The organism is Peribacillus sp. FSL P2-0133 (assembly GCF_037975445.1).
GTDB lineage: Bacteria > Bacillota > Bacilli > Bacillales > DSM-1321 > Peribacillus > Peribacillus simplex_E.
The window spans coordinates 283,231-306,014 of the sequence record NZ_CP150254.1; the positions used below are offsets into that span (position 1 = coordinate 283,231).

Sequence of the window (22,784 nt, forward strand, 5' to 3'; positions counted from 1 at the left end):
AGAATGGAGTTCCAATCCTGCGTAAAAATCATAAATGAATGGGACATCGTAGCTGCAAGGCAGCTCGGAAGAAATGTCGCTAAAGAGTTGGGGTTCGGTACTGTAGACCAGGCCAGGATCACGACGGCCATTAGCGAATTGGCCCGAAACATATACCTATATGCTGGACAAGGCAGTGTTAGCATAGAAAAGCTAAATATAAATGGGAAGTCAGGATTGAAAATCATTGCAGAGGACCAAGGGCCGGGAATTGAGGATATCCGCAGAGTCATGGAAGATGGATATACCACCTCGGGGGGACTGGGCGCAGGCCTTCCTGGAGCCAAACGTTTAATGGATGACTTTGATATCGAATCGATACCAGGTGAAGGGACTAAGATTATCGCTACGAAATGGCTCCGTTAGGGGGGGACTATGGACATTAGGGAGAACATGGAGAAAAAGTATCATGAGGCGCTTTCTACTTATCTTAAAGACCAAAATGAGCAGGCACTCTACCAAGGGCAAAAGATTAGCCGCCTACATATCAAATACAATATATCTCCAGAAGAAATCATCAGTATGCATAAAAATAACTTGATGGAACTTTACCCAGAATTACCGGGAAAAGTATTGGATTCTTTCGATTTTCTGCTAGAAGTCATGATGGGCTACGGCATTGCATACCGTGAACATCAAAGCCTTAGACATCAGCAGCAGGAACTGAAAACGGAAATCGAGATAGCGGCAAACGTTCAACATACTCTTTTGGAAACGAAAATTCCTGATATCAAAGCTCTTGAAATTGGAGCGATCAGTGTTCCGGCTAGGCAGATGAACGGGGATTACTATCACTTCGTCCAAGATGAAAATGAGCGGATAGGGGTAGGGATAGCAGATGTCATTGGAAAAGGGATCCCTGCTGCATTGTGCATGTCGATGATCAAATATGCGATGGACAGTCTTCCGGAGCATCGTCATGAACCGAATAGTGTGCTTGAGAGTTTGAACCGTGTTGTGGAGCATAATGTGGATCCAAGCATGTTCATAACCATGTTCTATGGCTTATATGATCCGCATGACAGGCAATTTTCCTATGCTTCAGCCGGACATGAACCTGGTTTTTACTATGACGCCGCAACGGGTACTTTTAGCGATTTGGATGCAAAGGGCTTGTTGCTTGGAGTTGATAAAAAAACAAGGTATCGCCAATATGAAAAAACGGTGAATCATGGAGACATGATCATTTTATTATCTGACGGAGTAACGGAGTGCCGGACGAATGATGGGTTCATAGAAAGGGAAACACTTATTGGTTTCATTAAAAAGAATATGCATTTGCAAGCCCAGGAAATGGTGAATAATATATATAAACAATTGGAGAAAATGCAGAACTTCCAACTGAGGGATGATTTTACATTAATAATTTTAAAATCAAATGTTTAGTATCTTTTCTGCTGGGTATAGATATAGGAATGAAGAGGATTTGAAGAGGTGGGTCATTGATGAATATAACTGTAGATGTTAATGAATTAAATTCTGAATTTATTGTAAAACTGAAAGGTGAAATCGATGCATATACTGCACCGAAATTAAGAGAATCACTATTTCCGATTTCGGAGCAGGATAATGTTTCGATTACTATTGATTTAACTGAAGTTTCTTATATGGATAGTACGGGACTTGGGGTGTTTGTCGGTGCTTTTAAAAGCGTAAGGGCACATAATGGCGAATTCACTTTAGTTGGCTTATCAGAAAGGTTACGACGTTTATTTGATATAACAGGTCTTGCAGATATCATTGATATAAAAAGTGGTACAGAGGGTGGGTTAGAATGAGTCAAGTATATGATTACATCGAAATGAAAATACCTGCAAAACCAGAATTCATCGGTGTCATTCGTTTAACGCTTTCTGGGATAGGAAGCCGGATGGGATTCGCGTATGATGAAATTGAGGATTTGAAAATCGCTACAAGTGAAGCTTGTACAAATGCGGTACAGCATGCATATAAGGATTCTGAAAAAGGTGAAGTGAAAGTAAGTTTCGGCCTTTATCCTGACCGCTTGGAGGTCATGGTTTCTGATAGTGGTAAGAGCTGTAATTTCGAAGAGGTTCGACAAGGAATCGGTCCATATGAAAATGGACAAAAAGTCGAACTTTTGAGAGAAGGAGGCTTGGGTCTTTACCTTATTGAAACTCTAATGGATGATGTGAAAATTCATCAGCATGATGGGGTTACAGTATTTATGACTAAGTTTTTAGAAGGAGAGCAGGTGGAGATGGATGCAAAAACAGTCTCAACCTAACCAGGCACAAAGAGAACAGGTAAATGAATGGATTAGAGCTTACCAGCAGAATCAAGATGAGGAAGCACAGAGCAATCTAGTCATCCATTATAAAAGTTTGGTTGAAACAATCTCCCGTAAATATGCGAAAGGGAAATCATTTCAGGAGGATATCTCCCAAGTCGGCATGATTGGTTTGTTAGGTGCAATTCGACGATATGATGAATCTTTCGGTAAGAGCTTTGAGGCATTTGCTGTCCCTACTATAATCGGCGAGATCAAAAGGTTCCTGCGTGACAAAACATGGAGTGTCCATGTGCCAAGGAGAATTAAGGAACTTGGTCCGAAAATCAGGGTGACTGTCGAGGAATTAACTACAACTCTGCATCGTTCACCAAGAATAGATGAAATAGCCGATAGTATAGGCGTGACTGAAGAAGAAGTTTTAGAGGCGATGGAAATGGGAAAAAGCTATCAAGCTTTATCCGTGGATCATTCTATTGAGGCGGATTCTGATGGCGGTACTGTCACATTGCTTGATATATTCGGGAATGTCGATGAAGGTTTTGAAAAGGTCAATCAGAGACTTGTACTTGAAAAGGTGCTGCATGTGCTGAGTGACCGTGAAAAGATGATCATTCAACATACTTATTTAGAGAATTTAAGTCAGAAAGAAGCGGGCGATAAACTTGGGATTTCCCAAATGCATGTGTCAAGGCTCCAACGCCGCGCGATCAAGAAACTTCAAGAAGCCATTAATGCTGAAAACTCGGAGTTAATTCAGTGATCAAAGATATTCTGAGGGGAGAAAAAATAGAAGTCCTTGTCTCTCAATCGTCTAAAAACGGGATGGTTTATTGTGGTGATGATTACTTTTTTCTTCATACGAAAGAATACTTTGTCTGTGTACTGGCAGATGGTCTGGGAAGCGGGAAAAATGCTTACGATTCCTCCCATGCCGTCATCGAGGAAGTTAAACGTAATCATGAGTTGGATGTCGAGTCACTAATGGCAGTGTGCAATCAAGTTTTAATCGATAAACGTGGAGCAGCCGTTTCCATTTTGAAGATTTTTTATGACAAGAATGAATTTGTATACAGTTCAGTTGGTAACATCCGCTTTTTCCTGTATAATCCAAGTGACGATAAACTCGTTTACCCTTTACCTGTTACAGGGTATTTATCAGGAAGGAAACAAAAATACAGGACGCAGAGATACAAATATGAACCAAATGCAAAATTCATTCTTCATTCCGATGGTTTAGAACTTAAGGGAGCTAAAACTTTTTTGAAAAGGCTGGTCCCTATCGATAAGAACGCCCAAAGCATATTAAAAAGCAGTCCATTAACTGCAGATGATACAACTTTCATTTTAGGAAGCTTACTTTCGCCGTAATTCGGAAGTGAGCTTTTTTGTATGGAATTCGCAACTTCATCTCTCATTTGCTAGACTATATATATCAGATCAAAACGTTGGAGGTAAACATAATGATCGTTGTAGAAGATACATTAAAAGAATTGATTAAACAAATATCAAATGAGCTAACTTTGAAAAATCATCAAGTCCAAAACGTCATACAGATGCTTCAAGAGGGTAATACTGTCCCCTTTATTGCGCGGTATAGAAAAGAAATGACGGGTTCACTTGATGAAGTGCAGATTCGTTCCATTATGGAAAGATGGAACTATTTAGAAAACCTTGGCCAGAGGAAAGCGGAAGTTACGCGTTCGATTGGTGAACAGGGGAAATTGACGGAAGAATTAACAAGACAAATCGAAAAAGCGACAAAACTGCAGGAAGTCGAGGATTTATACAGGCCATTCAAACAAAAAAGGAGAACGAAAGCAACAGTCGCTAAAGAAAAGGGTCTTGAACCATTGGCTAATTGGCTTTTGGAATGTCAATTGCATGCTCGGGTTAGCGAAAAGGCTGCAGAATTCATATCGGCAGAAAAAGAAGTTTCATCTATTGAAGAGGCTATTACGGGAGCGCAGGATATCATAGCTGAACATATTTCCGATGATGCAGAATTAAGGAAGTGGATAAGGGCTGAAATTTTCAAAGCTGGAAAAGTGGTTTCAACTGTGAAAAATGAAGAGAAGGACGAGAAAAAAATCTTCGAGATGTACTATGAATATGAGGAGCCGGTTCAAAGAATCGTACCACATCGGGTGTTGGCGTTGAATAGAGGTGAAAAGGAAGAGGTTTTACGAATCTCCATTCATCCTCGGACTGAAATCATCATTGGTCATCTGGAACGGAAAATCATTAAAAACAACAAATCTGAAGCCCAAGTTGTTCTTAAATCTGCGATTGAGGATGGACTCAAACGTTTGATAATGCCTTCTGTAGAACGGGAAATCAGAAAAGAGCTGACGGAAAAAGCTGAGGATCAAGCTATCCATATTTTCTCTGAAAACCTCCGGAACCTGCTCTTGCAGCCCCCGCTTAAAGGGAAAGTGGTCCTAGCCTTAGATCCGGCATATCGGACTGGGTGTAAGTTGGCTGTCATCGATGAAACCGGAAAGGTACTCGATATCAGTGTAATCTATCCACATCCTCCTGCTGCGAAGCTTAATGCTGCCCGTGAAAAAACGATCGAAATACTTCAGCGGTTCTCGGTTGAGATCGTGGCAATCGGCAATGGTACGGCATCGCGTGAATCAGAGCAATTCATCGCAGATATTATAAAAGAAGTGAAAGGGAACATTTCATATATAATTGTTAATGAAGCGGGAGCCAGCGTGTATTCAGCCTCGGATATAGCCCGTGAAGAGTTTCCGGATCTTCAAGTAGAACAGAGAAGCGCAGTTTCGATAGGCAGGAGGCTTCAAGATCCCCTTGCCGAACTTGTTAAAATTGACCCCCAATCAGTGGGGGTAGGTCAGTATCAACATGATGTGTCCCAGAAAAAGTTAACGGAATCCCTCACCTTTGTAGTGGAAACAGCTGTTAACCAAGTAGGAGTGAATGTCAATACCGCTTCATCGTCTCTATTACAATATGTAGCTGGTTTATCAAAATCGGTTGCTCAAAATATTGTGAAGAAAAGGGAAGAGGAAGGGAAGTTTTCAAGCAGGAAGCAATTAAAGAAAATTCCCCGGCTTGGTGCCAAAACATATGAACAATGTATAGGGTTCTTACGTATCATTAATGGAGATGAACCTTTGGATCAAACCGCGATACACCCTGAGAACTATAGTGCAGTGAATAAATTATTAAAGAAAATGGGATTTACATCTGAGGATTTAGGCAGTGATGCATTGAATGAAGAGTTAGGTAAACTAAATCCGGCTGATTTGGTCGATGAATTGGAAATTGGGGAAATTACGATTAAAGATATCATAGATGATTTGATGAAACCGGGAAGAGATCCTCGTGATGAATTATCAAAACCACTGCTTAAGCAGGATGTACTAAAAATGGAGGATCTGCAAACTGGGATGGAATTACAAGGTACAGTGAGGAATGTTGTGGATTTCGGTGCGTTTGTGGACATCGGTGTCAAACAGGATGGTCTGGTGCATATTTCCAAACTGAGCAACCGGTTTGTAAAACACCCATTGGATGTAGTTGCCGTTGGGGATGTTGTGACGGTTTGGGTCGAACTGGTTGACCCCAAAAAGCAAAGGGTATCTTTAACGATGCTCGAGCCAAAGGATCAAAACTAGCCTATGGTAAACTCCTTCTATATTAGAAGGGGTTTTTTTGAAGTGATGTATTTATATTTTGAGCACAGTTGAATCTATACCCTTAGACTTTCTTTCTTTTGATAAAAAAACCAACATTGATTCAACATCTTCACTTGATAATAATCCTTTTCATAAAAGGCTTTGCGGATTTGATTCTGGAACCAATTAGGCATAGCTTTTCCTCCCTTAGTTTCCTATTGTATTATTAGTCTATGTTATAATGGGTTGTCATGTTACCAAAGAAAGGGAGGGGGAAATGGATAATCGGCAATTGCAAAAACTAGTAGAAGAAATTTCGATGAAAGACTTTAAAAAGGCCTTTAGACACGAAGCCAGTTTTAATCCGCGTCTCCGAACAACAGGAGGACGATACTTGCTCCGTTCACACAATATAGAAATCAATAAGAAGTATCTTGATGAACGCGGTGTGGAAGAAATGATTGGAATCATTAAGCATGAATTGTGTCATTATCATTTGCACATCGAGAAGAAAGGGTACCAGCATCGTGATGCGGACTTTAAGCATTTACTCAAAAAAGTGGGGGCACCAAGATTTTGCGAGCCGCTGCCATCTAACCAATTAAAGAAAAAGATGAATACTATTCAATATAAATGTGAAGACTGTCAGCAGGTATATATAAGAAAAAAACGAATCGACACTACCCGTTTCGTGTGTGGTAAATGTCGTGGATCATTGATTTACCAAGGGTTTAAGGAGTGAATAACAAAAAAATAAAAAAACACAAAAGAACTCTTGACTTTAAGTTGTAACCTCTTTATAATCATAAGAGTCGACAAGATAACAACTTGTCTTAACGACAAACACTAAGGTCCTTGAGCGTGAAAAAGGAACCCAATTTTTATTATTCCGCAGTAGCTCAGTGGTAGAGCATTCGGCTGTTAACCGAACGGTCGTAGGTTCGAGTCCTACCTGCGGAGCCATTTTTTTGGGGAAGTACTCAAGAGGCTGAAGAGGCGCCCCTGCTAAGGGTGTAGGTCGCGTAAGCGGCGCGAGGGTTCAAATCCCTCCTTCTCCGCCAGTTGCATATTTTAATCAAGGCCCATTGGTCAAGCGGTTAAGACACCGCCCTTTCACGGCGGTAACACGGGTTCGAATCCCGTATGGGTCACTTTCATATACATGATCATAATGCTGGTCCCGTGGTGTAGCGGTTAACATGCCTGCCTGTCACGCAGGAGATCGCGGGTTCGATTCCCGTCGGGACCGCCATTTTTTTAAAAAACACTTGCTAAAATAATATTATCGTGATATAATATTATCCTGGCTGTTAATTAGTAATTGTTTATTGGGCTATAGCCAAGCGGTAAGGCAACGGATTTTGATTCCGTCATGCGAAGGTTCGATCCCTTCTAGCCCAGCCATTTTATTTAGAGCCATTAGCTCAGTTGGTAGAGCATCTGACTTTTAATCAGAGGGTCGAAGGTTCGAATCCTTCATGGCTCACCATTAATTTTCGCGGGTGTGGCGGAATTGGCAGACGCACCAGACTTAGGATCTGGCGCCGCAAGGCGTGGGGGTTCAAGTCCCTTCACCCGCACTGATATTTTCTTCTTGACATCAAGTTGAAAAGGTGTTAAACTTACAAAGTCGCTTTCGCGGTCGTGGCGGAATGGCAGACGCGCTAGGTTGAGGGCCTAGTGGGGGAAACCCCGTGGAGGTTCGACTCCTCTCGGCCGCACCAATAACATCATAGAAATTAGCGCCCGTAGCTCAATTGGATAGAGCATCTGACTACGAATCAGAAGGTTGTAGGTTCGACTCCCGCCGGGCGCACCATATTTTACGGGAAGTAGCTCAGCTTGGTAGAGCACTTGGTTTGGGACCAAGGGGTCGCAGGTTCGAATCCTGTCTTCCCGACCATTCTTTCTTAAAATATTTCAAAATTAAATGCGGGTGTAGTTTAGTGGTAAAACCTCAGCCTTCCAAGCTGATGATGAGAGTTCGATTCTCTTCACCCGCTCCATTATTGCTCTTTGAAAACTGAACAAAACAAAGCGCCAACGTTAAATTTTAAGTGAGCACACACTATCAAAAAAAGCAAATGAGCAAGTCAAACATTTCTTCGGAGAGTTTGATCCTGGCTCAGGACGAACGCTGGCGGCGTGCCTAATACATGCAAGTCGAGCGAATCGACGGGAGCTTGCTCCCTGAGATTAGCGGCGGACGGGTGAGTAACACGTGGGCAACCTGCCTATAAGACTGGGATAACTTCGGGAAACCGGAGCTAATACCGGATACGTTCTTTTCTCGCATGAGAGAAGATGGAAAGACGGTTTACGCTGTCACTTATAGATGGGCCCGCGGCGCATTAGCTAGTTGGTGAGGTAATGGCTCACCAAGGCGACGATGCGTAGCCGACCTGAGAGGGTGATCGGCCACACTGGGACTGAGACACGGCCCAGACTCCTACGGGAGGCAGCAGTAGGGAATCTTCCGCAATGGACGAAAGTCTGACGGAGCAACGCCGCGTGAACGAAGAAGGCCTTCGGGTCGTAAAGTTCTGTTGTTAGGGAAGAACAAGTACCAGAGTAACTGCTGGTACCTTGACGGTACCTAACCAGAAAGCCACGGCTAACTACGTGCCAGCAGCCGCGGTAATACGTAGGTGGCAAGCGTTGTCCGGAATTATTGGGCGTAAAGCGCGCGCAGGTGGTTCCTTAAGTCTGATGTGAAAGCCCACGGCTCAACCGTGGAGGGTCATTGGAAACTGGGGAACTTGAGTGCAGAAGAGGAAAGTGGAATTCCAAGTGTAGCGGTGAAATGCGTAGAGATTTGGAGGAACACCAGTGGCGAAGGCGACTTTCTGGTCTGTAACTGACACTGAGGCGCGAAAGCGTGGGGAGCAAACAGGATTAGATACCCTGGTAGTCCACGCCGTAAACGATGAGTGCTAAGTGTTAGAGGGTTTCCGCCCTTTAGTGCTGCAGCTAACGCATTAAGCACTCCGCCTGGGGAGTACGGCCGCAAGGCTGAAACTCAAAGGAATTGACGGGGGCCCGCACAAGCGGTGGAGCATGTGGTTTAATTCGAAGCAACGCGAAGAACCTTACCAGGTCTTGACATCCTCTGACAACCCTAGAGATAGGGCTTTCCCCTTCGGGGGACAGAGTGACAGGTGGTGCATGGTTGTCGTCAGCTCGTGTCGTGAGATGTTGGGTTAAGTCCCGCAACGAGCGCAACCCTTGATCTTAGTTGCCAGCATTCAGTTGGGCACTCTAAGGTGACTGCCGGTGACAAACCGGAGGAAGGTGGGGATGACGTCAAATCATCATGCCCCTTATGACCTGGGCTACACACGTGCTACAATGGATGGTACAAAGGGCTGCAAACCTGCGAAGGTAAGCGAATCCCATAAAGCCATTCTCAGTTCGGATTGCAGGCTGCAACTCGCCTGCATGAAGCCGGAATCGCTAGTAATCGCGGATCAGCATGCCGCGGTGAATACGTTCCCGGGCCTTGTACACACCGCCCGTCACACCACGAGAGTTTGTAACACCCGAAGTCGGTGAGGTAACCTTTATGGAGCCAGCCGCCTAAGGTGGGACAGATGATTGGGGTGAAGTCGTAACAAGGTAGCCGTATCGGAAGGTGCGGCTGGATCACCTCCTTTCTAAGGATAATTACGAGAGCGCTTTTGTTTTGTTCAGTTTTGAATGAGTAATTCATTCAAATAGGAAAGAGAAGCATCACGATGTGATGGATTCTTTCTGCTTTGTTCCTTGAAAACTAGATAATAGATAGAAGGCAATTAATTTTTTTCAAAGCATCTGTAAGACTTTTTTAACGGTTAAGTTAGAAAGGGCGCACGGTGGATGCCTTGGCACTAGGAGCCGATGAAGGACGGGACTAACACCGATATGCTTCGGGGAGCTGTAAGTAAGCTTTGATCCGGAGATTTCCGAATGGGGAAACCCACTGTTCGTAATGGAACAGTATCTTTACCTGAATACATAGGGTACTGAAGGCAGACCCGGGGAACTGAAACATCTAAGTACCCGGAGGAAGAGAAAGCAAACGCGATTTCCTGAGTAGCGGCGAGCGAAACGGAATTAGCCCAAACCAAGAGGCTTGCCTCTTGGGGTTGTAGGACACTCAACATGGAGTTACAAAGGAACGGGGTAAATGAAGCGACCTGGAAAGGTCCGTCGAAGAAGGTAAAAACCCTGTAGTTGAAACTTCGTTCCCTCCTGAGTGGATCCTGAGTACGGCGGGACACGAGAAATCCCGTCGGAAGCAGGGAGGACCATCTCCCAAGGCTAAATACTCCCTAGTGACCGATAGTGAACCAGTACCGTGAGGGAAAGGTGAAAAGCACCCCGGAAGGGGAGTGAAATAGATCCTGAAACCGTGTGCCTACAAGTAGTCAAAGCCCGTTAATGGGTAATGGCGTGCCTTTTGTAGAATGAACCGGCGAGTTACGATTTCATGCGAGGTTAAGTTGATGAGACGGAGCCGCAGCGAAAGCGAGTCTGAATAGGGCGAATGAGTATGAGGTCGTAGACCCGAAACCAGGTGATCTACCCATGTCCAGGGTGAAGTTCAGGTAACACTGAATGGAGGCCCGAACCCACGCACGTTGAAAAGTGCGGGGATGAGGTGTGGGTAGCGGAGAAATTCCAATCGAACCTGGAGATAGCTGGTTCTCTCCGAAATAGCTTTAGGGCTAGCCTCAAGATGAGAGTATTGGAGGTAGAGCACTGATTGGACTAGGGGCCCCCAACGGGTTACCGAATTCAGTCAAACTCCGAATGCCAAATACTTATTCTTGGGAGTCAGACTGCGAGTGATAAGATCCGTAGTCGAAAGGGAAACAGCCCAGACCACCAGCTAAGGTCCCAAAGTATACGTTAAGTGGAAAAGGATGTGGAGTTGCTTAGACAACCAGGATGTTGGCTTAGAAGCAGCCACCATTTAAAGAGTGCGTAATAGCTCACTGGTCGAGTGACTCCGCGCCGAAAATGTACCGGGGCTAAACGTATCACCGAAGCTGTGGATTGACACCATTAGGTGTCGATGGTAGGAGAGCGTTCTAAGGGCGTTGAAGTCAGACCGGAAGGACTGGTGGAGCGCTTAGAAGTGAGAATGCCGGTATGAGTAGCGAAAGAAGGGTGAGAATCCCTTCCACCGAATGCCTAAGGTTTCCTGAGGAAGGCTCGTCCGCTCAGGGTTAGTCGGGACCTAAGCCGAGGCCGAAAGGCGTAGGCGATGGACAACAGGTTGATATTCCTGTACCACCTATACATCGTTTGAACGATGGGGGGACGCAGAAGGATAGGGTAAGCGCGCTGTTGGATATGCGCGTCCAAGCAGTTAGGCCGGAAACGAGGCAAATCCCGTTTCCATTAAGGCGGAGCTGTGATGGCGAGGGAAATATAGTACCGAAGTTCCTGATTCCACGCTGCCAAGAAAAGCCTCTAGTGAGATGTAAGGTGCCCGTACCGCAAACCGACACAGGTAGGCGAGGAGAGAATCCTAAGGTGTGCGAGAGAACTCTCGTTAAGGAACTCGGCAAAATGACCCCGTAACTTCGGGAGAAGGGGTGCTTTTTAGGGTGAATAGCCCAGAAAAGCCGCAGTGAATAGGCCCAGGCGACTGTTTAGCAAAAACACAGGTCTCTGCGAAGCCGCAAGGCGAAGTATAGGGGCTGACACCTGCCCGGTGCTGGAAGGTTAAGGGGAGAGGTTAGCGCAAGCGAAGCTTTGAACCGAAGCCCCAGTAAACGGCGGCCGTAACTATAACGGTCCTAAGGTAGCGAAATTCCTTGTCGGGTAAGTTCCGACCCGCACGAAAGGTGTAACGATCTGGGCACTGTCTCAACGAGAGACTCGGTGAAATTATAGTACCTGTGAAGATGCAGGTTACCCGCGACAGGACGGAAAGACCCCGTGGAGCTTTACTGCAGCCTGATATTGAATTTTGGTACAGCTTGTACAGGATAGGTAGGAGCCTGAGAAGCCGGAGCGCTAGCTTCGGTGGAGGCGTTGGTGGGATACTACCCTGGCTGTATTGAAATTCTAACCCGCGCCCCTTATCGGGGTGGGAGACAGTGTCAGGTGGGCAGTTTGACTGGGGCGGTCGCCTCCTAAAGAGTAACGGAGGCGCCCAAAGGTTCCCTCAGAATGGTTGGAAATCATTCGTAGAGTGTAAAGGCACAAGGGAGCTTGACTGCGAGACCTACAAGTCGAGCAGGGACGAAAGTCGGGCTTAGTGATCCGGTGGTTCCGCATGGAAGGGCCATCGCTCAACGGATAAAAGCTACCCCGGGGATAACAGGCTTATCTCCCCCAAGAGTCCACATCGACGGGGAGGTTTGGCACCTCGATGTCGGCTCATCGCATCCTGGGGCTGTAGTCGGTCCCAAGGGTTGGGCTGTTCGCCCATTAAAGCGGTACGCGAGCTGGGTTCAGAACGTCGTGAGACAGTTCGGTCCCTATCCGTCGCGGGCGCAGGAAATTTGAGAGGAGCTGTCCTTAGTACGAGAGGACCGGGATGGACGCACCGCTGGTGTACCAGTTGTCTTGCCAAAGGCATAGCTGGGTAGCTACGTGCGGACGGGATAAGTGCTGAAAGCATCTAAGCATGAAGCCCCCCTCAAGATGAGATTTCCCATGGCGCAAGCTAGTAAGATCCCTGAAAGATGATCAGGTTGATAGGTCAGAGGTGGAAGCGTGGCGACATGTGGAGCTGACTGATACTAATAGATCGAGGACTTAACCAACGCTTTAAAAAAATGAAATACCTTCTTATTATTATCTAGTTTTGAAGGAATGAAAATTTTTTCTTGCATTTTGGTTTCATACATGGTATGATAGTAAATGTGCAAAAAAGATTAAATGTTTGGTGGCGATAGCGAAGAGGTCACACCCGTTCCCATTCCGAACACGGCAGTTAAGCTCTTCAGCGCCGATGGTAGTTGGGGGTTTCCCCCTGTGAGAGTAGGACGCCGCCAAGCTATAATCTTTGTATTCTTTTTGAGTGATTGGGAATACTATATTTATAAAAGAAACATTTATACCGTCGCGGGGTGGAGCAGTCCGGTAGCTCGTCGGGCTCATAACCCGAAGGTCGCAGGTTCAAATCCTGTCCCCGCAATCATGAAAAAAACGAAACTTAGGTTTCGTTTTTTTGTTTTATCCGAAATTCGAATAATTATGTCCCTAACTTATTTGTTTCTTCTTTTGAAACAAGGTAAACTACATATAGAATGGTTTTTGTTCCATAATATTGCGTTTATGGTTCTCGACATGAACTTTAGGACGTTTTCCTAATAATGATAAAGGTGATTGATATATGCATCAGGTTGAATGGATTTCTCAGAATGAGGAAGAAACAGCGCGATTTGCGCATGAATTGGCACAAAAGCTTTCAAGTGGCGATGTGCTGGCTTTAGAAGGTGACTTGGGTGCTGGAAAGACGGCATTCACAAAAGGGTTGGCTAAAGGATTAGGTGTTACCAGAATGGTGAATAGCCCTACCTTTACGATAATAAAGGAATACATGGGTCGATTGCCTTTATATCATATGGATGTATATCGGGTAAGTGAATCGGAAGAAGATTTAGGCTTTGAAGAATATTTTGATGGTGATGGTGTGACTGTCGTTGAATGGGCCCATTTAATAAAGGATCACCTTCCAGAGGAAATCCTGACCATCTATATTTATCGTCTGAGCGATACAAGCCGGCGTTTTGTTCTGGAAGCCAAAGGCGAACGATATGTAAAGTTATGTAAGGAGATTATTTGATGAAGGTTTTAGCTATAGATACATCGAATTTCACATTAGGGGTTGCCCTGGTAAACGGGAGTCAAGTAATTGGTGAGTATACGACGAACCTAAAGAAAAATCATTCGGTGCGGGTTATGCCAGCAATTGAAACACTGCTGAGGGATTGTGATACTAAACCGAAGGATTTGACTAAGATAGTGGTCGCTCAAGGCCCGGGATCCTATACAGGCGTCAGGATTGGAGTAACGATTGCAAAAAGCTTGGCATGGACACTTCAGATTCCGTTATCGGGTGTTTCCAGCTTAGAGGTTTTAGCAGCTAATGGACGTTATTTTAACGGGTTGATCTCTCCATTGTTCGATGCAAGAAGAGGGCAGATTTATACTGGATTATATGAAATGGAAAATAACTCTTTAAAGACAGTCATTGAAGATTGTAATATTCTATCCTCTGAGTGGGCGAATCAATTGAAGGAATTAAATCGTCCTGTTTTATTCGTTGGTCAAGATGTGGACATTCACCGGGATGCAATTACGGAAGCATTAGGTGATTTAGCTGTATTTGCTCCGGTACAGTCATATAACTCAAGACCAAGCGAACTGGCCTTCATTGGCCTTGATAAGGCTGAAGTCGATGTTCACCAGTTTGTACCGAATTATATCCGCATGGCTGAAGCAGAAGCTAAGTGGCTTGAACAGCAGGGGAAATAAACAAGGAAAGCGACCGATTATTATGAGTAAAACATTGACGTTCCGAAAAATGAATACGGAAGATATCGAGCAAGTGCTTAATGTGGAAAAGCAGTCCTTTACTTTGCCTTGGAGCCGGGAAGCTTTTTTTAATGAACTGAATCATAATCAATATGCTGTATACATGGTGATAGAGGATGAAGGGAAAATTGCCGGTTATTGCGGTGCGTGGATAGTCATTGATGAATCGCACATTACCAATATAGCGATATTGCCAGAATACCGAGGGCAAAAGCTTGGGGAAGCTTTGCTCAGGAAGATGATTGAAATCTCCATTTCGATGGGTGTGGTGAGGATGACGCTTGAGGTCCGTGTCAGTAATGCAGTAGCCATTTCGCTTTATGAAAAACTTGGTTTCCAAAAGGGTGGAATCCGAAAAAATTATTATACAGACAATCAAGAAGATGCTTATGTTATGTGGGTGAATTTTTCATGAAAAAAGATCAATTTATATTAGGAATTGAAACGAGCTGCGATGAAACTGCGGCAGCTGTCATAAAAAATGGAACGGAGATACTGAGTAATGTCGTGGCTTCACAAATCGAAAGCCATAAACGTTTTGGCGGTGTTGTCCCGGAAATAGCTTCCCGTCATCATGTAGAACAAATTACGATCGTTCTTGAAGAAGCACTGCTTCAGGCAGGGGTGACATATGAAGACTTGGATGCCATTGCCGTTACAGAAGGTCCCGGACTTGTAGGGGCACTATTAATAGGCGTGAATGCGGCGAAGGCTGTAGCTTTCGCACATGGAATACCTATTGTCGGTACGCATCATATCGCGGGTCATATTTATGCGAATCGGCTTATTCAGGAGATCGAATATCCTGCGCTTTCTTTAGTCGTTTCGGGAGGCCATACGGAATTGGTGCTTTTAGAAGAACCAGGTTCTTTCAAGGTGATAGGGGAGACGCGGGATGATGCAGCAGGTGAGGCGTATGATAAAGTGGCCCGAACCTTGGGGCTCCCTTATCCTGGCGGCCCTCATATCGATAGGCTGGCACAAGAAGGCTCACCAACTTTGAAACTGCCTCGGGCATGGTTGGATGGCAGCTATGACTTTTCTTTCAGCGGGTTGAAATCAGCGGTAATCAACACTTTGCATAATGCTGAACAGCGCGGGGAAAAAATTGAACCTAAAGATTTAGCGGCAAGTTTCCAAGCTAGCGTGATAGAAGTGCTTGTAATGAAAGCTGTAAAGGCTGCAAAGGAATATAATGTGAAGCAGGTATTGCTTGCTGGAGGAGTTGCCGCAAATAAAGGCCTTAGGGAAGCATTAACGGAAGCTTTTAAGGATTTACCTATGGATATATCCATTCCGCCCCTATATCTTTGTACGGACAATGCCGCCATGATCGGTGCTGCTGGCAGTGTCATGTTTGAAAAGGGAAAACGATCTGGTTTGGATTTGAACGGAAATCCTGGATTGGATATCGAAGCATTTTAATTGAAGAGAAGACAGGATTCCTCACTTTGGCATCCTGTCTTTTTATCGTGTTTATAAAAAAATAGAATATTCTGTGGATAAAGTTTTTTTGATAATCATACTGCATGTGTATAAAGTGGTGTTTTTGTGGATAAGTGGATATGTTTCTGTGGATAATGTGTATAACTCAAATTAATGGCTAGTGAACGGTAAGTGGTTTGTTAACAATTTTGTGGATAACTTTCAAGCGACGTTTTGAATGGAAAAGAAAAAGACCGAGTCAATTGACTCGGTCTTTTGTCATTCTTCCAGTTCAGTCCATTCTTCGAGAAGCTGGTCCAAACTTTCCTGTGCAGTATCAAGCTTTGTTTGGACCTCCATTACTTTTTCATGGTCCTGAAAAACATTTGGATCACAAAGGAGGTCATTATATTCGTTTATTTCGATTTCAAGAAGCTCCATGGCTGCCTCGATTTCCTCAATGCGCCGTTTTCGCTGGCGTTCAGCTTTTTTTGCTTCTTTATCAATTTTGTAATTCGTTTTTTCTACAGCTGCATCTAAAGTATTAGCCTGTTCCTGCTGTTCAAGTGCTTGGATTTCAGCCTGCTCCTGTTTCTTCTCTAGATAGTAATCATAATCACCGAGGAATTCTTCGTTGCCGTCTTTGGAGAGCTCTATCACTTTCGTTGCTATTCGATTTATGAAATAACGGTCATGTGAAACGAAAAGAATAGTTCCCGGATAATCGATCAATGCGTTTTCAAGCACCAATTTACTATCGAGGTCCAAATGGTTCGTTGGTTCATCAAGAATTAAAAAATTCCCTTTTTGCATCATCATTTTGGCTAGAGCAAGCCGGGCCTTTTCGCCCCCGCTTAGTGTGGAAACGGTTTTCAAAACATCGTCCCCGCTAAAAAGGAAATTACCGAGTACGGTGCGAATGTCCTTTTCCGGTTTAAGGGGATAGTCGTCCCATAATTCATTTAGTACGCGTTTATTGGAAACAAGGTTAGCCTGTTCTTGATCGTAGTAGCTGACTTCTACGTTCGTTCCAAAACGGAAACCCCCAGAAAGTGCAGGCAGCTTAGAAATGATCGTTTTCAATAAAGTAGATTTTCCAACTCCATTTGGGCCAACAAGTGCTATGCTCTCACCTTTAGTCATCCGGGAATTTATATTCTTTGATACCGTTTCCCCTTCGTATCCAATAGCCAAGTCCTGGAGGTGAAGTACTTCATTTCCGCTTTGCCTTTCAATCTGGAAAGAAAAATTCGCAGATTTTTCATCACCTTGCGGCTTGTCCAATACATCCATCTTTTCGAGCTGTTTGCGTCTGCTTTGTGCTCTTTTCGTGGTGGAAGCCCTGGTGATATTACGTTGGACAAAGTCGCGAAGCTTTTCAATTTCCCCTTGTTGCTTCTCGAACAGTTTCATGTCCCGCTCATAATCCTCCGCTTTTCCCTCTAGGTAAGAACTATAATTACCATGGTATTTTTTCATGTTATTTCGGGAAATCTCATATACGAGGTTTACTACTTTATCTAAAAAATAGCGGTCATGGGAAACAATAAGGACAGCTCCCTGGTAGCCTTGTAAATATTGTTCAAGCCAAGAGAGGGTTTCGATATCCAAATGGTTCGTCGGCTCATCCAGAATCAATATATCCGGTTTCCTTAAAAGCAGCTTCCCTAATGCAAGCCTTGTTTTTTGCCCACCGCTTAAAGTGGAAATTGGGGTAGAATAGTCAAAGTCAGCAAACTGAAGTCCATGCAATACGGAACGGATATCCGCTTCATATTGATAACCGCCCTTCTCTTTGAATGTCACCATCAAAGTGTCGTATTCATTCAGCACTTTTTGGTAAATTGTTTCGTTTTCAAAGATGTCAGGTCTGGCCATATCAGCCTCAAGGCGACGCAGTTCCTTTTCTTGCTCTATAAGATCCGTGAATACAGTCAGCATCTCATCCCAAATGGTCAGTTCGGATTCCAATCCCGTATCCTGGGCCATATAGCCGATGGTGACGCCTTTTGGTTTGATTATTTCACCGCCATCATGGGAAAGCTGCCCAGCTATGATTTTAAGCAGAGTGGATTTACCGGCGCCATTTCGGCCGACAAGTGCAATTCGATCTTTATTTTGAACTTCGAGCTTCATATTTGATAAAATAAGTTCAGCTCCATAATATTTCGATAGTTGATTGATTTGTAATAAAATCATAGATTTCACCTCAATTGATTATTGTTAGTGTAACGTATTTTAGTTATTATCGGCAACAGCTTGGTTCCAAGCTGAAACAAAAGCTGTTACATAAAGTGGAATAATAGTGTATGATTTAGGAGGGGTTACTTAAATGGGAGACTTAACGCATTTTAATGAACAGGGCAGGGCCAAAATGGTTGATGTGAGTGCTAAGCCTGAAACAACCCGGACGGCAGTAGCTCAATCGAGCATTTTATTGAATGATGAAATATATGAATTGGTCACGAACCATAAAATGAAAAAAGGTGATGTACTGGCTGTTGCGCAAGTTGCAGGAATAATGGCCAGCAAAAATACATCCAATATAATTCCGATGTGCCATCCCATTGCTCTGCAAGGGGTCAATATAGCCTTTGATTGGGAAAAAGAAGAACAAGGATATAGGCTTAGGATTGAAACGGAAGCTAAGACAAAAGGGAGTACAGGTGTGGAAATGGAAGCGTTAACAGCTGCATCCGTGACTGCCTTGACTGTTTATGACATGTGTAAGGCCATTGATAAGGGAATGGTGATCGGGCCTACATTCTTAGTGGAGAAAACAGGCGGAGTGTCTAGTAGCGATTATAAAAGGCAAGTAAAACAAACAGATAGAGATTAAGTTGAAAAGCATGTGTGAAAGCGGGGAAGAACAATGAACCATGACCCAAAGATACCGCAGGCGACAGCCAAAAGGTTGCCATTGTATTATCGATTTTTAAAGAACTTACATTCCTCAGGCAAACAAAGAGTTTCCTCGGCAGAGCTAAGTGAAGCTGTAAAAGTGGATTCTGCCACAATTCGCCGTGATTTTTCCTACTTTGGCGCGCTTGGGAAAAAAGGCTACGGCTACAATGTCAATTATTTATTATCCTTCTTTAGAAAAACACTAGATCAGGATGAATTGACCAAAGTCGCTTTAATCGGGGTAGGAAATTTAGGAACCGCTTTTTTAAATTACAATTTCATGAAAAATAATAATACTAAAATTGAAATGGCTTTCGAAGTTTCTGAAGAAAAGGTCGGCAAGCGAATAGCTGATGTGCCCATCTATCATATGGATCAAATCGATACACTATTGCAGGAAAATAATATTACTGCGGCTATATTGACAGTGCCTGCACAGGTAGCCCAGACGATAACCGATCGTCTAGTCAAAGCTGATATAAAAGGAATATTGAATTTCACACCTGCACGGCTGACCGTGCCTCCATCCATAAGGGTTCACCACATTGACCTGGCCGTGGAGCTTCAGTCGCTCATCTACTTCCTGAAACATTATCCAGTAGTGGAAGAAGCCGCATTGGAGGAATGAAAAAACGCTGCATCATTGCAGCGTTTTTTTATTTTTTCTTATTTTTTTGTGCTGCTTTAATCTTAAAGTGCAGCATAATCATGCGTAATCCCGATCCAAAATCAAGAGTTGCAATAAGGACAAGTATGTAGGCAAAGAGTCCCCATCCGGAAGAATTGACGGTTTGAATCGCGATAGCGGTAAAAAGAGCTCCTAAGCCTGCATAGATGATGCCCATGAATAATGGTGATTGACGTTTCATAATAAACCTCCAATGAAGGCCTGTGCAGTATCTAGCATCTTCTCAATATCCTCCCGATATACCACTTGAAGGATGATAACAAGCGTATTCATCGCAATATGTGCGCTCATGGAAACAAGAATGCGGCCTGTTTTCGCATAAAGGAAAGCAAAGGTGAAGCCCATTGCCGTATATAAAAGAAGATGTTCAAATTCACCATGCGCCAAGCCGAAAATAACTGAGCTGATTAAGGCTGAAATAAAGAAGTTAAGGCGTTTATGAAGTGATCCGAAAATGATTTTCCGGAAAATTAATTCTTCCAATATAGGTCCAATTACTGAAGTGACGAAAATGACCATGGGGACTTTGTAAATGAGTGAAATAAGTTGCTGCGTATTTTCAGATTCAGACTCCACCCCAAGCATTTGTTCAATGCTGCCGGCAATGCTTTGTGCAAAAAGAGCCATGAACACTCCTGCAATTGCCCATAATACGGACAACGAAACGGAAGTTTGATTTCTCGTGTCCAACTTTTCCCTCATATCTTTTCTTATTAAAAAAAGAATCAATAATAAAGTAACGAGAAAACTGAAAACTATCCAGTATGCTGCAGACTTCACTTCGAGTTCATCTGCCGGCATTCCAGTATAAGACCCGATCAGCATGAAAATGGGTACCCCAACAATACTGGATAATTGCATGGCAATATAAGTGATGATGACGAACCAATATTCTTTTTTCAAAAATGAAAACTCCTTTTATAGTCACCCATCCCGTTCGGAACGTTCCTGATATGGGGACAATCTATAAACGCATACTCCAAAATGGTATCAAATATTGAGGCAGAACACCACTTAAAGGTACCCCTAGCATAACATTTCAATTACATTGTTAAGGAAATCATTATGCTAAAGTAGTTTACCCATAATTTATCAGAAATTAATAAAAAATTTTCAATAAGATACTTGCAAAAAAGGCTCGGTTTATTTAATATTATAAATGTGTTAGCACTCGATGATGAAGAGTGCTAATAATCATGAAACAAATTATCAAGAGAATATGAGGAGGTTGTTTCACTTGTTAAAACCATTAGGTGATCGCGTTATTATTGAACTAGTTCAAACTGAAGAAAAAACTGCAAGCGGTATTGTTCTTCCTGATACTGCTAAAGAAAAGCCACAAGAAGGTAAGGTAGTAGCAGTTGGTACTGGCCGTGTCCTTGAAAATGGCGAACGTGTTGCTTTAGAGGTTGCCCAAGGCGATCTAATTATCTTCTCAAAATATGCAGGTACTGAAGTTAAATACGAAGACACTGAATACTTAATTTTACGTGAAAGCGACATTCTAGCTGTTATCGGCTAATTATACATCATACTTAACTGAACGAAAATTTTCTTAAAATTTTAGGGAGGTACTTATAAATGGCTAAAGAAATTAAATTTAGTGAAGAAGCTCGCCGTTCCATGCTTCGTGGTGTGGACGCACTTGCAGATGCAGTTAAAGTAACGCTTGGACCAAAAGGTCGTAACGTGGTTCTTGAGAAAAAATTCGGTTCACCGCTTATCACAAATGACGGTGTGACGATCGCTAAAGAAATCGAATTGGAAGATGCATTCGAAAACATGGGTGCGAAATTGGTTGCTGAAGTAGCAAGCAAAACAAACGACGTAGCTGGTGACGGTACAACTACTGCAACGGTTCTTGCACAAGCGATGATCCGTGAAGGTCTTAAAAACGTAACAGCTGGTGCTAACCCAATGGGTATCCGTAAAGGAATCGAGAAAGCGGTCAATTCAGCAATTGCAGAATTGAAAGCCATTTCCAAACCTGTTGAAAACAAAGAATCAATCGCACAAGTTGCTGCCATCTCTTCAGCTGATGAAGAAGTGGGCCAACTGATTGCAGAAGCAATGGAGCGCGTTGGTAACGACGGCGTCATCACAATCGAAGAGTCTAAAGGTTTCACAACTGAATTGGACGTAGTAGAAGGTATGCAGTTCGATCGTGGATATGCATCTCCATACATGGTTACTGATTCAGATAAAATGGAAGCTGTCCTAGAAAATCCATATATCTTGATCACAGATAAAAAAATCACGAATATCCAAGAAATCCTTCCTGTCCTTGAGCAAGTTGTTCAACAAGGGAAACCGCTATTATTGATTGCTGAAGATGTAGAAGGCGAAGCGCTTGCAACTCTTGTTGTAAACAAACTTCGTGGAACATTCAACGCTGTTGCGGTTAAGGCTCCTGGATTCGGTGACCGTCGTAAAGCAATGCTTGAAGACATCGCAGCTCTTACAGGCGGCGAAGTAATCACTGAAGAAATCGGACTTGATCTTAAATCTGCAACAATCGATTCATTAGGCCGTGCGTCTAAAGTGGTTGTTACAAAAGAAAATACAACGATCGTTGAAGGTGCTGGAAATACAGCTCAAATTCAAGCTCGTGTAAACCAAATCCGTGTTCAATTAGAAGAAACAACTTCTGAATTCGACCGTGAAAAATTACAAGAACGCCTTGCTAAATTAGCTGGTGGTGTAGCGGTAATCAAAGTCGGTGCAGCTACCGAAACAGAATTAAAAGAACGTAAACTTCGTATTGAAGATGCATTGAACTCCACTCGTGCCGCTGTTGAAGAAGGTATCGTAGCCGGTGGTGGTACAGCGCTTCTTAACGTATACAATAAAATCGCTGAAATTCAAGCGGAAGGCGACGTAGCAACAGGCGTGAAAATCGTTCTTCGTGCAATCGAAGAGCCTGTTCGTCAAATCGCTCACAATGCCGGTCTTGAAGGCTCTGTAATCGTAGAGCGCCTTAAAGGCGAAGCAGTAGGCACTGGCTTCAATGCAGCTACTGGACAATGGGTGAACATGATCGAATCCGGTATCGTCGACCCTACTAAAGTAACTCGTTCAGCTCTACAAAACGCTGGTTCTGTAGCAGCTATGTTCTTAACAACAGAAGCTGTTGTTGCTGACAAACCAGAACCTGCTGGCGCTGGCGGCATGGGCATGCCTGATATGGGCGGCATGGGCGGAATGGGCGGCATGATGTAATCATTGCCTAAATCCCTTATTAAGGGGTTTAACGAGGATTCAGAATGAATGCTCACCTAACATGTGAATATCT

20 protein-coding genes, 12 tRNA genes and 3 rRNA genes are annotated in these 22,784 nt (G+C 43.6%); 31 read left to right on the top strand and 4 right to left on the bottom strand.

Annotation, left to right across the window (positions count from 1 at the left end; all coding sequences use genetic code 11):
- Nucleotides 1-3: 3 nt before the first annotated feature.
- From MKY17_RS01480 to MKY17_RS01510, 7 genes are all read left to right on the top strand, one after another.
- Nucleotides 4-405: an anti-sigma regulatory factor gene (locus MKY17_RS01480; RefSeq protein WP_048682056.1), complete on the top strand. Its 402-nt coding sequence runs from the start codon at nucleotides 4-6 to the stop codon at nucleotides 403-405.
- A 9-nt stretch (nucleotides 406-414) separates the two neighbouring features.
- The gene (locus MKY17_RS01485; protein ID WP_098372175.1) at nucleotides 415-1,425 is read left to right on the top strand and encodes a PP2C family protein-serine/threonine phosphatase; all 1,011 of its coding nucleotides are present in this window, start codon (nucleotides 415-417) and stop codon (nucleotides 1,423-1,425) included.
- 59 nt (nucleotides 1,426-1,484) lie between these two features.
- Nucleotides 1,485-1,817, top strand: coding sequence for an anti-sigma factor antagonist (locus MKY17_RS01490; protein ID WP_098372176.1), 333 nt, complete (start codon nucleotides 1,485-1,487; stop codon nucleotides 1,815-1,817).
- A complete protein-coding gene (rsbW, locus tag MKY17_RS01495) occupies nucleotides 1,814-2,287 on the top strand; it encodes an anti-sigma B factor RsbW (RefSeq protein WP_098372177.1) in 474 nt (157 codons plus the stop codon). The genes MKY17_RS01490 and rsbW overlap by 4 nt, the downstream gene beginning before the upstream one ends.
- Nucleotides 2,265-3,053, top strand: coding sequence for an RNA polymerase sigma factor SigB (gene sigB / locus MKY17_RS01500; RefSeq protein ID WP_034306363.1), 789 nt, complete (start codon nucleotides 2,265-2,267; stop codon nucleotides 3,051-3,053). The genes rsbW and sigB overlap by 23 nt, the downstream gene beginning before the upstream one ends.
- Nucleotides 3,050-3,661 carry a PP2C family serine/threonine-protein phosphatase gene (locus MKY17_RS01505; RefSeq protein ID WP_286177109.1) on the top strand — a complete coding sequence of 204 codons (612 nt, stop codon included), beginning with the start codon at nucleotides 3,050-3,052 and terminating at the stop codon, nucleotides 3,659-3,661. Before sigB ends, MKY17_RS01505 begins: the two co-directional genes overlap by 4 nt.
- Before the next feature lie 92 nt (nucleotides 3,662-3,753).
- Nucleotides 3,754-5,937, top strand: coding sequence for a Tex family protein (locus tag MKY17_RS01510; RefSeq protein WP_098372178.1), 2,184 nt, complete (start codon nucleotides 3,754-3,756; stop codon nucleotides 5,935-5,937).
- A gap of 74 nt (nucleotides 5,938-6,011) precedes the next feature.
- On the opposite strand, the gene cmpA is transcribed toward MKY17_RS01510, so the two are convergent.
- Nucleotides 6,012-6,131: a cortex morphogenetic protein CmpA gene (gene cmpA, locus MKY17_RS01515; RefSeq protein ID WP_098372179.1), complete on the bottom strand. Its 120-nt coding sequence runs from the start codon at nucleotides 6,129-6,131 to the stop codon at nucleotides 6,012-6,014.
- Between the two features lie 83 nt (nucleotides 6,132-6,214).
- Here cmpA and MKY17_RS01520 point away from each other — a divergent pair, with 83 nt between their 5' ends.
- From MKY17_RS01520 to tsaD, 20 genes are all read left to right on the top strand, one after another.
- Nucleotides 6,215-6,679, top strand: coding sequence for a SprT family protein (locus MKY17_RS01520; protein ID WP_098372180.1), 465 nt, complete (start codon nucleotides 6,215-6,217; stop codon nucleotides 6,677-6,679).
- Nucleotides 6,680-6,825: 146 nt separating this feature from the next.
- Nucleotides 6,826-6,900 (top strand) — tRNA-Asn (locus MKY17_RS01525).
- Nucleotides 6,901-6,907: 7 nt separating this feature from the next.
- Nucleotides 6,908-6,998, top strand: a tRNA-Ser gene (locus MKY17_RS01530).
- An 18-nt stretch (nucleotides 6,999-7,016) separates the two neighbouring features.
- A tRNA-Glu gene (locus tag MKY17_RS01535) sits at nucleotides 7,017-7,088 on the top strand.
- 25 nt (nucleotides 7,089-7,113) lie between these two features.
- A tRNA-Asp gene (locus tag MKY17_RS01540) sits at nucleotides 7,114-7,189 on the top strand.
- A 77-nt stretch (nucleotides 7,190-7,266) separates the two neighbouring features.
- Nucleotides 7,267-7,341, top strand: a tRNA-Gln gene (locus tag MKY17_RS01545).
- A gap of 9 nt (nucleotides 7,342-7,350) precedes the next feature.
- Nucleotides 7,351-7,426, top strand: a tRNA-Lys gene (locus MKY17_RS01550).
- A 9-nt stretch (nucleotides 7,427-7,435) separates the two neighbouring features.
- Nucleotides 7,436-7,517: transfer RNA gene (locus MKY17_RS01555), tRNA-Leu, on the top strand.
- A 58-nt stretch (nucleotides 7,518-7,575) separates the two neighbouring features.
- A tRNA-Leu gene (locus MKY17_RS01560) sits at nucleotides 7,576-7,661 on the top strand.
- 18 nt (nucleotides 7,662-7,679) lie between these two features.
- Nucleotides 7,680-7,756: transfer RNA gene (locus MKY17_RS01565), tRNA-Arg, on the top strand.
- A gap of 7 nt (nucleotides 7,757-7,763) precedes the next feature.
- A tRNA-Pro gene (locus MKY17_RS01570) sits at nucleotides 7,764-7,840 on the top strand.
- Between the two features lie 29 nt (nucleotides 7,841-7,869).
- Nucleotides 7,870-7,943 (top strand) — tRNA-Gly (locus MKY17_RS01575).
- A 96-nt stretch (nucleotides 7,944-8,039) separates the two neighbouring features.
- Nucleotides 8,040-9,590, top strand: a 16S ribosomal RNA gene (locus MKY17_RS01580).
- 175 nt (nucleotides 9,591-9,765) lie between these two features.
- Nucleotides 9,766-12,698 (top strand): 23S ribosomal RNA (locus MKY17_RS01585).
- A 118-nt stretch (nucleotides 12,699-12,816) separates the two neighbouring features.
- A 5S ribosomal RNA gene (rrf, locus tag MKY17_RS01590) occupies nucleotides 12,817-12,932 on the top strand.
- The 16S, 23S and 5S rRNA genes sit together here with 12 tRNA genes alongside, the layout of an rRNA operon.
- A 66-nt stretch (nucleotides 12,933-12,998) precedes the next feature.
- Nucleotides 12,999-13,072: transfer RNA gene (locus MKY17_RS01595), tRNA-Met, on the top strand.
- A gap of 198 nt (nucleotides 13,073-13,270) precedes the next feature.
- Complete coding sequence (gene tsaE / locus MKY17_RS01600) at nucleotides 13,271-13,723, top strand: tRNA (adenosine(37)-N6)-threonylcarbamoyltransferase complex ATPase subunit type 1 TsaE (RefSeq protein ID WP_098373463.1); 453 nt, start codon at nucleotides 13,271-13,273, stop codon at nucleotides 13,721-13,723.
- On the top strand, nucleotides 13,723-14,415 hold the full coding sequence (tsaB, locus tag MKY17_RS01605) for a tRNA (adenosine(37)-N6)-threonylcarbamoyltransferase complex dimerization subunit type 1 TsaB (protein ID WP_098373464.1): 693 nt from the start codon (nucleotides 13,723-13,725) through the stop codon (nucleotides 14,413-14,415). Before tsaE ends, tsaB begins: the two co-directional genes overlap by 1 nt.
- A gap of 22 nt (nucleotides 14,416-14,437) precedes the next feature.
- A complete protein-coding gene (rimI, locus tag MKY17_RS01610) occupies nucleotides 14,438-14,890 on the top strand; it encodes a ribosomal protein S18-alanine N-acetyltransferase (protein ID WP_098373465.1) in 453 nt (150 codons plus the stop codon).
- Complete coding sequence (gene tsaD / locus MKY17_RS01615) at nucleotides 14,887-15,900, top strand: tRNA (adenosine(37)-N6)-threonylcarbamoyltransferase complex transferase subunit TsaD (protein ID WP_076372381.1); 1,014 nt, start codon at nucleotides 14,887-14,889, stop codon at nucleotides 15,898-15,900. The genes rimI and tsaD overlap by 4 nt, the downstream gene beginning before the upstream one ends.
- Nucleotides 15,901-16,179: 279 nt before the next feature.
- On the opposite strand, the gene MKY17_RS01620 is transcribed toward tsaD, so the two are convergent.
- On the bottom strand, nucleotides 16,180-18,099 hold the full coding sequence (locus tag MKY17_RS01620) for an ATP-binding cassette domain-containing protein (protein ID WP_098373466.1): 1,920 nt from the start codon (nucleotides 18,097-18,099) through the stop codon (nucleotides 16,180-16,182).
- 133 nt (nucleotides 18,100-18,232) lie between these two features.
- On the opposite strand from MKY17_RS01620, the gene moaC reads away from it, so the two are divergent.
- Both moaC and MKY17_RS01630 read left to right on the top strand, forming a co-directional pair.
- Nucleotides 18,233-18,739: a cyclic pyranopterin monophosphate synthase MoaC gene (gene moaC, locus MKY17_RS01625; protein WP_098373467.1), complete on the top strand. Its 507-nt coding sequence runs from the start codon at nucleotides 18,233-18,235 to the stop codon at nucleotides 18,737-18,739.
- Between the two features lie 33 nt (nucleotides 18,740-18,772).
- Entirely contained in the window at nucleotides 18,773-19,432 is a 660-nt protein-coding gene (locus tag MKY17_RS01630; RefSeq protein ID WP_034306345.1) for a redox-sensing transcriptional repressor Rex, read from the top strand.
- Nucleotides 19,433-19,460: 28 nt separating this feature from the next.
- Here the strand turns inward: MKY17_RS01630 and MKY17_RS01635 are convergent, their stop codons facing one another.
- On the bottom strand, nucleotides 19,461-19,673 hold the full coding sequence (locus MKY17_RS01635) for a YdiK family protein (protein ID WP_034306342.1): 213 nt from the start codon (nucleotides 19,671-19,673) through the stop codon (nucleotides 19,461-19,463).
- Nucleotides 19,670-20,395: a CPBP family intramembrane glutamic endopeptidase gene (locus MKY17_RS01640; RefSeq protein WP_098373468.1), complete on the bottom strand. Its 726-nt coding sequence runs from the start codon at nucleotides 20,393-20,395 to the stop codon at nucleotides 19,670-19,672. The genes MKY17_RS01635 and MKY17_RS01640 overlap by 4 nt, the downstream gene beginning before the upstream one ends.
- A 334-nt stretch (nucleotides 20,396-20,729) precedes the next feature.
- On the opposite strand from MKY17_RS01640, the gene groES reads away from it, so the two are divergent.
- Complete coding sequence (gene groES / locus MKY17_RS01645; RefSeq protein WP_034306337.1) at nucleotides 20,730-21,014, top strand: co-chaperone GroES; 285 nt, start codon at nucleotides 20,730-20,732, stop codon at nucleotides 21,012-21,014.
- A gap of 59 nt (nucleotides 21,015-21,073) precedes the next feature.
- Entirely contained in the window at nucleotides 21,074-22,711 is a 1,638-nt protein-coding gene (gene groL, locus MKY17_RS01650) for a chaperonin GroEL (RefSeq protein ID WP_098373469.1), read from the top strand.
- Nucleotides 22,712-22,784: the final 73 nt, after the last annotated feature.

Bases quoted from the DNA above. Each gene is read 5' to 3' on its own strand.
- MKY17_RS01635 (WP_034306342.1), bottom strand. From the start codon at position 19,673: ATGAAACGTCAATCACCATTATTCATGGGCATCATCTATGCAGGCTTA.
- tsaD (WP_076372381.1), top strand. From the start codon at position 14,887: ATGAAAAAAGATCAATTTATATTAGGAATTGAAACGAGCTGCGATGAA.
- rimI (WP_098373465.1), top strand. From the start codon at position 14,438: ATGAGTAAAACATTGACGTTCCGAAAAATGAATACGGAAGATATCGAG.
- groL (WP_098373469.1), top strand. From the start codon at position 21,074: ATGGCTAAAGAAATTAAATTTAGTGAAGAAGCTCGCCGTTCCATGCTT.
- moaC (WP_098373467.1), top strand. From the start codon at position 18,233: ATGGGAGACTTAACGCATTTTAATGAACAGGGCAGGGCCAAAATGGTT.
- MKY17_RS01510 (WP_098372178.1), top strand. From the start codon at position 3,754: ATGATCGTTGTAGAAGATACATTAAAAGAATTGATTAAACAAATATCA.
- tsaE (WP_098373463.1), top strand. From the start codon at position 13,271: ATGCATCAGGTTGAATGGATTTCTCAGAATGAGGAAGAAACAGCGCGA.
- MKY17_RS01520 (WP_098372180.1), top strand. From the start codon at position 6,215: ATGGATAATCGGCAATTGCAAAAACTAGTAGAAGAAATTTCGATGAAA.
- MKY17_RS01490 (WP_098372176.1), top strand. From the start codon at position 1,485: ATGAATATAACTGTAGATGTTAATGAATTAAATTCTGAATTTATTGTA.
- rsbW (WP_098372177.1), top strand. From the start codon at position 1,814: ATGAGTCAAGTATATGATTACATCGAAATGAAAATACCTGCAAAACCA.
- MKY17_RS01480 (WP_048682056.1), top strand. From the start codon at position 4: ATGGAGTTCCAATCCTGCGTAAAAATCATAAATGAATGGGACATCGTA.
- cmpA (WP_098372179.1), bottom strand. From the start codon at position 6,131: ATGCCTAATTGGTTCCAGAATCAAATCCGCAAAGCCTTTTATGAAAAG.
- MKY17_RS01620 (WP_098373466.1), bottom strand. From the start codon at position 18,099: ATGATTTTATTACAAATCAATCAACTATCGAAATATTATGGAGCTGAA.
- MKY17_RS01485 (WP_098372175.1), top strand. From the start codon at position 415: ATGGACATTAGGGAGAACATGGAGAAAAAGTATCATGAGGCGCTTTCT.
- sigB (WP_034306363.1), top strand. From the start codon at position 2,265: ATGCAAAAACAGTCTCAACCTAACCAGGCACAAAGAGAACAGGTAAAT.
- MKY17_RS01630 (WP_034306345.1), top strand. From the start codon at position 18,773: ATGAACCATGACCCAAAGATACCGCAGGCGACAGCCAAAAGGTTGCCA.
- tsaB (WP_098373464.1), top strand. From the start codon at position 13,723: ATGAAGGTTTTAGCTATAGATACATCGAATTTCACATTAGGGGTTGCC.